Origin of the sequence: Methanospirillum hungatei, from assembly GCF_020216685.1 — an archaeon.
In the GTDB taxonomy this organism is placed as follows: Archaea; Halobacteriota; Methanomicrobia; order Methanomicrobiales; family Methanospirillaceae; genus Methanospirillum; species Methanospirillum hungatei_B.
In genome coordinates this window covers 1-10,000 of record NZ_JAIWNS010000076.1, presented here as the reverse complement: position 1 = coordinate 10,000, position 10,000 = coordinate 1, and the positions used below count along the sequence as shown (strand labels likewise).

The 10,000-nt window shown below is 41.9% G+C and carries 13 protein-coding genes; 7 read left to right on the top strand and 6 right to left on the bottom strand.

The genetic code is table 11. The features are described 5' to 3' along the window. Nucleotides 1-678 (bottom strand): hypothetical protein (locus LDL35_RS04540; protein WP_304019965.1); only part of this gene is annotated, 678 nt, incomplete at its 3' end. A 107-nt stretch (nt 679-785) separates the two neighbouring features. On the opposite strand from LDL35_RS04540, the gene LDL35_RS04535 reads away from it, so the two are divergent. The 6 genes from LDL35_RS04535 to hisE all read left to right on the top strand — a co-directional run bounded on the left by LDL35_RS04535 (nt 786) and on the right by hisE (nt 5,465). After that, complete coding sequence (locus LDL35_RS04535; protein WP_304019963.1) at nt 786-1,976, top strand: FprA family A-type flavoprotein; 1,191 nt, start codon at nt 786-788, stop codon at nt 1,974-1,976. Between the two features lie 45 nt (nt 1,977-2,021). Beyond that, the gene (locus LDL35_RS04530) at nt 2,022-2,993 is read left to right on the top strand and encodes a phosphoribulokinase (RefSeq protein ID WP_304019960.1); all 972 of its coding nucleotides are present in this window, start codon (nt 2,022-2,024) and stop codon (nt 2,991-2,993) included. Nucleotides 2,994-3,033: 40 nt separating this feature from the next. Then, on the top strand, nt 3,034-3,900 hold the full coding sequence (gene cfbC / locus LDL35_RS04525) for a Ni-sirohydrochlorin a,c-diamide reductive cyclase ATP-dependent reductase subunit (RefSeq protein WP_304019957.1): 867 nt from the start codon (nt 3,034-3,036) through the stop codon (nt 3,898-3,900). Nucleotides 3,901-4,081: 181 nt separating this feature from the next. Continuing rightward, on the top strand, nt 4,082-4,471 hold the full coding sequence (locus LDL35_RS04520; protein ID WP_304019954.1) for a hypothetical protein: 390 nt from the start codon (nt 4,082-4,084) through the stop codon (nt 4,469-4,471). Between the two features lie 260 nt (nt 4,472-4,731). After that, nucleotides 4,732-5,175, top strand: coding sequence for a NusA-like transcription termination signal-binding factor (locus LDL35_RS04515; RefSeq protein WP_304019952.1), 444 nt, complete (start codon nt 4,732-4,734; stop codon nt 5,173-5,175). Beyond that, on the top strand, nt 5,172-5,465 hold the full coding sequence (gene hisE / locus LDL35_RS04510) for a phosphoribosyl-ATP diphosphatase (protein ID WP_304019949.1): 294 nt from the start codon (nt 5,172-5,174) through the stop codon (nt 5,463-5,465). Before LDL35_RS04515 ends, hisE begins: the two co-directional genes overlap by 4 nt. On the opposite strand, the gene LDL35_RS04505 is transcribed toward hisE, so the two are convergent. Genes LDL35_RS04505 through LDL35_RS04495 form a run of 3 tightly spaced genes read right to left on the bottom strand, consistent with a single transcriptional unit; the run spans nt 5,462 to nt 7,492 of the window. Continuing rightward, nucleotides 5,462-6,037, bottom strand: coding sequence for a DUF357 domain-containing protein (locus LDL35_RS04505; RefSeq protein ID WP_304019946.1), 576 nt, complete (start codon nt 6,035-6,037; stop codon nt 5,462-5,464). The genes hisE and LDL35_RS04505 overlap by 4 nt on opposite strands. Further along, entirely contained in the window at nt 6,024-6,782 is a 759-nt protein-coding gene (dph5, locus tag LDL35_RS04500; protein WP_304019945.1) for a diphthine synthase, read from the bottom strand. Before dph5 ends, LDL35_RS04505 begins: the two co-directional genes overlap by 14 nt. Before the next feature lie 5 nt (nt 6,783-6,787). Continuing rightward, complete coding sequence (locus LDL35_RS04495) at nt 6,788-7,492, bottom strand: hypothetical protein (protein WP_304019943.1); 705 nt, start codon at nt 7,490-7,492, stop codon at nt 6,788-6,790. A gap of 238 nt (nt 7,493-7,730) precedes the next feature. Here LDL35_RS04495 and LDL35_RS04490 point away from each other — a divergent pair, with 238 nt between their 5' ends. Next, nucleotides 7,731-8,357 carry an undecaprenyl diphosphate synthase family protein gene (locus tag LDL35_RS04490; RefSeq protein WP_304019941.1) on the top strand — a complete coding sequence of 209 codons (627 nt, stop codon included), beginning with the start codon at nt 7,731-7,733 and terminating at the stop codon, nt 8,355-8,357. Nucleotides 8,358-8,359: 2 nt separating this feature from the next. Here the strand turns inward: LDL35_RS04490 and uppS are convergent, their stop codons facing one another. Beyond that, nucleotides 8,360-9,136 (bottom strand): polyprenyl diphosphate synthase, encoded by a 777-nt coding sequence (gene uppS / locus LDL35_RS04485; RefSeq protein WP_011447816.1) that lies wholly within the window; start codon nt 9,134-9,136, stop codon nt 8,360-8,362. Next, a partial coding sequence (locus tag LDL35_RS04480; protein WP_304019937.1) for a radical SAM protein occupies nt 9,133-10,000 on the bottom strand: 868 nt, incomplete at its 5' end. The genes LDL35_RS04480 and uppS, both read right to left, overlap by 4 nt.

Here is a 10,000-nt window from a genome sequence, read left to right as displayed (position 1 = left end):
TGAAAACAGGGTGAATTTTGGAAATTCTCCTGCGTCCATCGGGGTGAGATAAGAATTTTCGTTTAGTAACTTTTGAATGTGGTACGAATACATGTACATTCGTTTATAGGTTATACGATTTCCTGCTCTTGTCTCCTCTCCTGATGTTTCCAGTGAGAGCGGCTCAGTAATCTGGTAATAGGCAGGATCATTCAGAAACACTTTTTTAGAACTGTCCCATCCCGAACCGGTCGCAAGATACGCCTCATAGGATCCATCAGGAATATCTTTTATTCTGACGGATGTACCCCCGGGTATCAGAATTGCAAAATCCGGATGTGGCCATTGTGGTTTTTTAAGACCAAATACAATATCCTGGTTATTGTTCACATTATCAATAATAAGAATATTCAGTCCGTTTTTTGGAATCCGTCCATATATTATTACACCGGGAGCAATTCCGGATTCATCATTTAATGGATTTGTCAGATGTACTGGTGGAGGCTGTATGTGGGGTATCGAAACATAATGAGGGGAACTTACATAGGTCACATTCCCTGATATGAAGTCCACATACTCTTCTTTTCCTTCAAAAGCACTACTTACTCCCCACCCGAATAGAACCAGAGACAAAAATATGAACAATATGAAGATAAATCTGATATTCCTGAATTCTTTCAGTCTAATAACTTTCTTCATACAAGAAAATTATTCATCATGGATATAAATTTTCTGTCACAGCTCTCATATAACGGGCTTTATTTACTCTTCTGAGTACATATCTAAAAAGTTATTGAGAGATCTCTATGGTAGTCAGAAAAATTACTGAACGTATTTTCTCTATCGGTACTATTGATTGGGACAGAAGACTTTTTGATAGTCTTATTCCCCTACCGGATGGAACATCATATAATTCCTATCTTGTCAGAGGAACTGAGAAAACTGCTCTCATTGACACTGTTGATCCTTCACATGAAGAAGAATTTATTACCAATATTGTCCGTGCAGGGTGTGACCGGATAGATGCTATCATAATCAACCATGCAGAACAGGATCATGCCGGAAGTCTTCCAATACTCCTAGAACTGTTTCCTGGAGCAAAAGTGTACTGCACAGAAAAATGCAAAGATCTCATCGGCCATCTGCTTGATGTTCCTGCGGGCAGAGTGCAGGTTGTAAAAACTGGTGATTCTCTGAACCTTGGAGGAATGACACTTCAGTTCTTCGAATATCCCTGGGTTCACTGGCCGGAGACTATGATTACCTACTGCCCGGAAGATAAGATCCTCTTCTCCTGTGATCTCTTTGGATCCCATTATGCCACATCCTCTCTTTATATGGATGAACCATGCCGGACAGAGATCGCTGCCAAACGATATTACGCAGAAATTATGATGCCATTTCGTTCGAGCATCAGTACGTATCTGGAACCTATTTCTCAGATGGATCTTGCAATCATTGCACCCAGTCACGGCCCCTTACACAATAATCCAAAGTGGATATTAGACAGATATAAAGAATGGACCTCTGATACCGTTAAAAATAAGGTATTAATTCCCTTTGTATCGATGCATGGCAGCACTGAGCGGATGGTTCGGATGATGACCGACCTGCTCATGGAACGGAATATCGGAGTAAAACCATTCAATCTGACGGATGCAGACACCGGACTTCTTGCAATGGAACTGGTTGATGCAGCCACTGTGATTCTTGCAACCCCTACAGTCCTGTTCGGTCCGCATCCGGTAATGGTCAATGCCGCCTATCTTGCAAACCTGGTAAAGCCAAAAACCAAATTTGCAACAATTATCGGCTCATTTGGATGGGGAGGGAAAACAGTTGACACAATCAAGTCCATGATACCTCATATCAAGGCTGAAATTCTACCTCCGGTTTACATCCAGGGTGCACCTGATGAAAAAACAAGGGATGAACTTATGAAACTTGCCGATATGATTGCAAGCAAACATGCCTCTGAACCAGCAATATTAAAGTGACTTTAAAATTTAATTTCAAAGCAACGTGAGATCCTGAACCTTATCATGAGTCAGCCTGAAAATTTCCAGGACGTTATTCGAAATTCTCCATTGGTCTATCTTATAGGGGTCGCAGGAGATTCGGGTTCAGGTAAATCAACGTTTACACAGGCAATATCAGAAATATTTGGTGAAGAGCTCGTCTCTTCTATCACGGTAGATGATTACCATCTCTATGATAGAAAAACACGGAGTGAGATGGGCATAACCCCTCTGCTCCTTTCAGCAAATAATCTGAAATTACTGGAAGAAAATCTGGTCGATTTGAAGGCAGGCAGAACAATACAAAAACCGGTATATCTGCATGATCATGGAACCTTTGGTGAACCTGAATTATTTACTCCAACGAAATTTATCATAATCGAAGGGCTGCATCCATACGCAACAAAATCTCTTCGCGCGCTTTACGATTACACCATCTTTGTGGATCCGGAACGGGATGTCAAATATGACTGGAAGATTCGGCGGGATATGAAGAAACGGAACTACGATAAAGATGAAGTTCTTCGTGAAATACTTCAGCGAGAGCCTGATTATTATCAATATGTTTTCCCCCAAAGAAACGTGGCTGATGCAGTTATTCAGATTTTTTACTCATCGTATGGAAAGGAAGAGGGAGAGAAACGCAACGTATACCGTGTTATGCTCTCGATGCCTGCGCAAGAATACTGTTTTGAAGATATTGAACTGAATATCGACCTGTGTGACTTATTTAAAAAATCATCCCATGATTTTTCATTATCGTGTATCTCCCATGCTCCGAATTCACGAAACATGCGTGCTCTTGTTGTGGATGGAGAACTGATGCCAGACACCATCCATAAGATAGAACGGCAGATTGAATTCCAGACCGGTGTATCACCCATTAATATTTTCAGAGGTCAGGAACATATCACCGGAACCGACCTCGTACGGCTGATACTCTCCTGGCAGATAATCAATGGAAGAATAGCATTATCCAATCACCTGGATCAATAAACCGGATACCTCAAATAATCAGCATCATTACTGAATAGGGATGAAACAGATCGCTCTCTATGGCAAGGGGGGTATCGGTAAATCCACCACATCAGCAAATCTTTCCGCAGCCCTGGTAAACCGTGGTCTTTCAGTAATGCAGATTGGGTGTGATCCGAAACGTGATAGTACCCGGATGCTTATGAAAGGGATGCTTATCCCGACGGTGTTGGATCTTATCCGTGAACGCGGTGAAGAGAACCTTACCCTTGATGATGTTGTATTCACCGGGTATAAGGGTGTTTTGTGCGTGGAGGCCGGAGGACCAGAGCCTGGTGTCGGTTGTGCAGGAAGAGGCATTATTGCTACTTTTCAGCTCCTGGAACGACTTTCAGCATTTGATGAAGACATCATTGTGTATGATGTTCTGGGCGATGTTGTCTGTGGCGGGTTTGCTATGCCCATGCGGAAGGGATATGCTCAGGAGGTATATCTTGTGACCTCCGGAGAACTCATGTCTCTCTATGCTGCTAATAATATATGTAAAGCAATCTCACGGATATCTCAGAATGTCAGACAGGTCTGCAGACTTGGGGGGGTTATCTGTAACAGCAGAAATCTTCCAGATGAAGAGAAACTGGTGGGAGCATTTGCATCTGCAGTCGGATCGAAGATAATCGCTTATATCCCGAGGAGCGGCCTTGTACAACATGCTGAATTAAATAACCAGACCGTTATTGAGTTTGCACCTGATTCACCCCTCTCTGCAACATATCAGGCCCTTGCCGAAGAAATAATGATAAATACAGATTTCGTAATCCCCAAACCACTTGAGATTGAAGAACTGGAAAAACTTGCAAGATCGTATCTTCCAAAGATCGATCATCAGGGTATCAATCACTCAAAAAACTCTCATTTCCGAAAGTGAAGGGAAAAATTTTCACCCAATAATATGACTTTAAATTTATTTTAAAAATCTATATGGATTTTATTCAGGCTTCATTATAAATTAATTTTCACTTTCACCCTGCTTTTTAAAGATTTAAATAGGGTACTGCTGACCCTCTATTATCAACTGGGTGATAATAATGCTCGAAAAAGCAGGATACATGCAGAAAGCAAAAGCAGTTACCATTGATGAGGAAGGTCTTCCAACAGAGATCATAGAACTGGTCCTTGACGGCAGACGATTCGGAATTGTACTTGATGATTTAAAACATGCAATCCGGGGTAAAATCTCTGCACGGACGTTCCAGTTACGTATCAACTGGAAGCAATATGTAAGTTCAACCGCAGGACTTGCATATCTGTCGTATTCAGGGAAAGCATTGAACATTGAACTGATGGATGGAAACCGGTATACAGTATCTCTTGATTCCCTGAAATCACTTTTATGCCGTCGTTCTTCATATGCTCCTGTTGCCCGGCTTCCAATGAGCAGTGCCATCAAATATCCATCAATGCTAGGAGATACTCAGAGAGTGCTTGCTACCTGCTGACCGGTTAACAAGAGGATTTTATGCGTCTTCTTTCGTATCCAAGATATTCGCCCTACCTGCCCAGGATATCAACATCTTTTTTACCATAACCTTTAATTAATTAAACCGGTAATATTTCCACGGTTTTCTATCAAAGAGATGGCTCAAAAATTTTCATACCCAGTGTTATCTGAAGGCTATATGTATCACCTTTATACTCACCTCTCTGCTGGATTACCATCGGATATCATTAGATTGCGAATATGGAGTCTGAATTACCTATGGAAAGAAATCTTGGATTTAAAGAAAGAAGATATATCGAAGAGCTTAGAATTCTCACAAAATCAACAGCACTTGATTGTTTAATCGACGATAAATTTGATCGGATTATTTATGTTATTAAAGCCGGTGACATGGGATATGCCATCGGGAAAAAGGGCGATAATATCCGACGTCTCCAGGGAGTAACCGGAAGAAAAGTTGAAATGGTGGAATATGCTGAAGATCTTAAGGAATTTCTCTCAAATATCTTCAAACCAGCTCAGGTGCTCAGGTTTGCCTGTGATGATCAGACAAAGAAGATGAATATCTACGTTTCAGATAAAAATGACGTTGGTATTGCGATTGGGAAAGGGGGCTGCACCATTGAAAAGGCTCGAATCCTTATTCGTAGGTTTCATGGATATGAAATAGGTGAGGTTTTTCCAGAGGAGAGTGCAATTTGAAAAAAGCTGAAATTCTGGATGAGATCTGGGCGGTAATAGAAGACAGAGCTGCTCACCCATCTGAGGAGTCATATACCTCAAAAATTCTCACTCATCGAAAGGGAATAGACAAGTCTCTGGAAAAGATAGGAGAAGAGTGCACCGAATTTATTATTGCCGTGAAAAACGGTGATAAAAGCAGAATTTCAGAAGAGGGTGCAGATCTTTTATTTCATTTTATGCTTGCCCTGAAGGGATCAGGAGTCACGCTCCAGTCGGTATGGGATGAATTACAGTCCAGGCGTCATTAAAATTCTGTCGTGAAGAGATGAAAATTGTGATGAACCTGTAAAAGGCCGGCACGGACAGAGGTATCAAGCCAGCCATATCCATAGCAGAGATATCCAAGTGCAGGGATAGTCATTCCATCTTTCATCAATTCTTCACCCCTTATAAACGATTTCCTGACTTCATTCAGGGATGTATCTGCAGCCAGAACAAGAGGAGAGCCTCTCCCCGGGAAACCGCTTACTGAAACTATTGCATTTTCAAGCATTGAATGATACCGCTCTGTTTTTTCGGAGAGATGAGCTGTATCATAATGATCAGGAAATTCAATGTCTGAAAAATTATGTATCCTAAAAGAGGTATCATATAATCCTAAAAATGCTCCGGCTGAAAGCCATCCATGTGCATATCCCAATGATGCATACTGATTGACGATATCGCCATTTTTTTGAAAATATACCGAATCCTGAAGATAGGATGATATCATCTCGCAGATTTCGGTCCCGAGAGCATGATATGGAGAACCTCTTACATTTAAAAGAGTGATGCTATTGACTGATTCCATCAGGATGGAATAGTACTTACTGAGGAACATATCCGGCAAAGTTCTTCAGATACTCCTCTTCTATCTCGTGCAGGCTTGCTGGCACTACCAGAATGTGAAGTGGTGGACCGAAATCTACCTGTTTTAGTCTCTCACCGGATCCTGCTGCAACAACCGGAGAGTCTGATCCTGCTCTTGCTACTCCCACATACAAAGGAATTGAATCTGTTGATCCCTCCATAAGTTTTTCAAGAAGTTCAATCCCTTCATGGACTGACATATACCGGTTCTCCTGAATATCCAGATACACAGTGGTGTGTAGGTTCTGTATCAGATTTGCAAGAATAGTATCAAGCGGAGTTTTTGGAAACCAGTTTGGGGCAGGATATGGAATAGAACAGGATTTCCCAAACCGGTAGTTCTGCAGCCCGGTGAGTCCGGAGACCGCACTTACAATGGATGATCCATGAATTATCTTTGTACTAATACCCTGTTCTTGTGCCCTGATACGAAGATCCGCATGAGTGGTTGAGACCATCGGATCTCCACCGGTGAGAAATACTGCTATTCCGTTTTTAGCAGCGGTCAGAATTGGTTCAGGTGTCTGCTCAACATCCTGTCTTTTTAATACAATGAGATCTTTTCCATATCTCTCGCGCATCTGTTCAATCGTGGTCCCGGTAAGAACAGATGTATATGACTCAAGGAAGACAGCATCTGCTTCCTTTATAGCCTGTAATCCTTTTATAGAAATATCATCGAGGTCGTACAGACCAAGACCGACAAAAATAAGCATGATGATTATGGTGTAATGAGTAATTTCCCATCTTCACATGAGAAATGACTCCAGTTCATGGAAATGCCCATGCTTCCCTGGATCCGGATTTTCTTTCCCTCATCGTTGTTTTGAATCTCTACAACGATATTCATAAGTTGTTTTACGATAGCAACCGTCTTTTGATCAAATGATTCATTATTTAGTAAAAATACTCCTATAGAGCCTATCTTTCGAAGTTTTGATGTTACGACATGGAGGAACTGATAGATGATGTCAATTTTACGAAACATAAGCATGGATGTCAGTGAGAGAATACAGTACCGGATCGGAGTTGGGAATAATTGATCAGGATCATCTGTAAAGTCTCCTTTCATTATCTCTTCAGTTAATTGGGAAAATTTGATGTCCATACCGGTCAGGTCGCTCGGACTTCCCACATATTTAATCTTCTGCGAATCCTCTATGGCGGTAAATGAAGTCCGGGTGATTGCATCAATTATCCCTATATAATTCGTATCAAATCCGTTTCCTGCAAAGAAATCAATGAGATCTTCAGACTGGGTTTCGGTTGCAAGAACAATCATGTACTCTTTCTTTCTGGGCATAGCCAGAAATGATGCAACCAGCTCCCCATCACTGAATGATGGTGCCAGAACCAGGATATTCGTTCCTGGATTAACGCCTCCCTTCTGATCTATTATATCGATGCCAGTCAGATACTTGTACATCAGTGTTTAAAAAATGGTTTTGCTATCATATTAACCCAATGATATCTCCCGGGTTTTCGTACACATGCTACCATTATCATATCGAATCCTTTTATAGTTATCATAAAGAAGTTATAAGGCCAGTTATTCTGAAAGGTTATCTGCAAATCTCATGATATATCCAAGTATAATATGAGATTTCTACATTTCAGAGGACAATGCATACGTTTGACCTGCCAACCAGAGTTTTGAGGATACTATGATCTACCAATTTTATGAATGGCACCTTCTTCGCAATCTTGATAGTATTCCTCAGTTTATCTGCTTTATGATATCAGATGCTGAAATGGAGAATGATCCAAAACATATAAGGCGCATTATTTCCTGGTGTCTGGAGATATCTGAAAAAGTCCGTAGGAAAGACCCACAGAACATCGGGATTTCTGAAATTGTTATCCATATCAGCACACACAGTCCATTAACAAAACCACAATATCTATCAGATATTTACGATTTATCTGATCTCGCGACCGTTCATCTCCATTATGATGATACATCTGAAACATTCGGGACCGGGATTTCCGTTACTATCGCGATTGGAAAATCGGGGCGGGAGGAGATATCTGATGCTATACAATCTATGGTGGATAATAATGTCGCACCTGAAGATGTTACCACTGATGTTCTTGAAAAATATCTGACATTTTCCCACACTCCTGATTGTGTCATTAAAACCGGAGGGGCGCATCTGGTTGATTTTCTTATCTGGCAGTCTGTCTATTCAGAACTCTTCTTCCTGGACCTGAACTGGGAGAAAATCAGAAAAATAGATCTGATTCGCGCGTTCAGAGATTACCAGTCACGAAACAGAAGGTTTGGAGCCTGATCCTAACACGCCGATCTCTTTTTCATTTCCTGACGTTCTGAATACACCCTGATTGCACGGAGCATGTCAAGTTTGCGAAACATCGGCCAATAGGGAGCACAGAAATATACTGCAGATTCATGACCATTTGCAAGCCATGGAAGAAAGTTAGAAGTTCTGCACTCATTACCGGTTCTGATGATAAGATCCACCGGCGGGAGAGAGACACTGTTACCGTAAAGATTTTCTTCAAAAAGTTCCGGAGTGATGTCTTCCCGTTTTATTTTCTTTTTTCTGACATCATCAAGTATTTTGGCTGTCGTCCGGAGCATCTCATTTCGTCCGCCATAAGCCAGAGCCATGTTCAGATAAAAATTATCATAGTGTGCTGTCGCAGCTTCAGCCTGCTCAACAGCCCCTCTGAGGTCATCAGGAAGCATATCCTTATCCCCGATCATCTGAATTCTGATACCATATTTATGGACGCGCTCGTCGATACTGATTCGACTTAATTTCTCTTTGAAAAGGGCGAACAGATTCTGGACCTCTTCATCGGATCGAGTAAAATTTTCTGTTGAGAATGTATAGAGGGTTATATGCCGTATCCCCAGTTCCTGTGCCCATTCCAGAACCTCTTCGGTCCGGTCAGCTCCTGCGCGATGTCCTGATGATGTTGCAATTCCTCGTTTTTTTGCATACCTGCGATTCCCATCCTGTATTATTGCAATATGCCGGGGGATATGCATACACTGTCTGGATATAAGGTATTCATAGATATGCTCGATACATCTGCGAATCATACCGGTGTCACCTCAATAATTATGCCGCCATCAGGATACCGTTCAACAAAATATGCTGAACCTGTTATTTCATCTGCCATCTCTTCCAATATCCACCAGCCGGTTTCGATACGATCATCAAATCGTTCAAACAGATCATCATCCAGATCATCAGGTAAAGATACATGCTGACCGTCACATTCCCAGACTCCGTAAATGATTGTACCGTCATCGGTGATCTCATCAAATTCTCTGGCAGTATTGGCTGCAATTCTTCTCAGCCGCATCCTCAGCTGGACCCGGTCTTTAAAATCTGATGAACACCAGTGAACTTTAGGAAGGTCAGCGATGTTTTTCGCACTTTCCCATCCACCCTGAACTGCATTGGAAATATCTCCCCTGAGCAGATAGCCCCTGCTTCGCATCTCATCAGCGTTGAAATCTCCCCATTCCAATTCATTGATATTGAGAAAATCTATGTATGAAAGATATTCTTTCAGATCATCAATATTGGGAAGGGAGGGAACTTCAATACCAACATCCAGCCCGGCTTCTTTCGCATACCGGATGCTCTGATGATAGGGAGTTTCTTTCAGACTGGCCCAGAGATCCCCGGGAGGGTGGAACCGGACCTCATCAACAAGCCCGGTAATTGAACGAATGATATCCTTATCCGGAGCCATCCCGGTATAGAGGTGGATATGATGTTCAGGTCCAAACTCTTTTTTCAGCGCTCTGGCATACGCTATCAGTCTGTCAGGGAAAAAGAATGGTTCCCCTCCGGTTATGCCGGTTCCAAGAGCTGACATCCGCTGCGCTACCCGGATCATTTCTTCAGGAGAAGAAATATGATGTTCATTTGCATAGATGACATCTCGGTTTTTC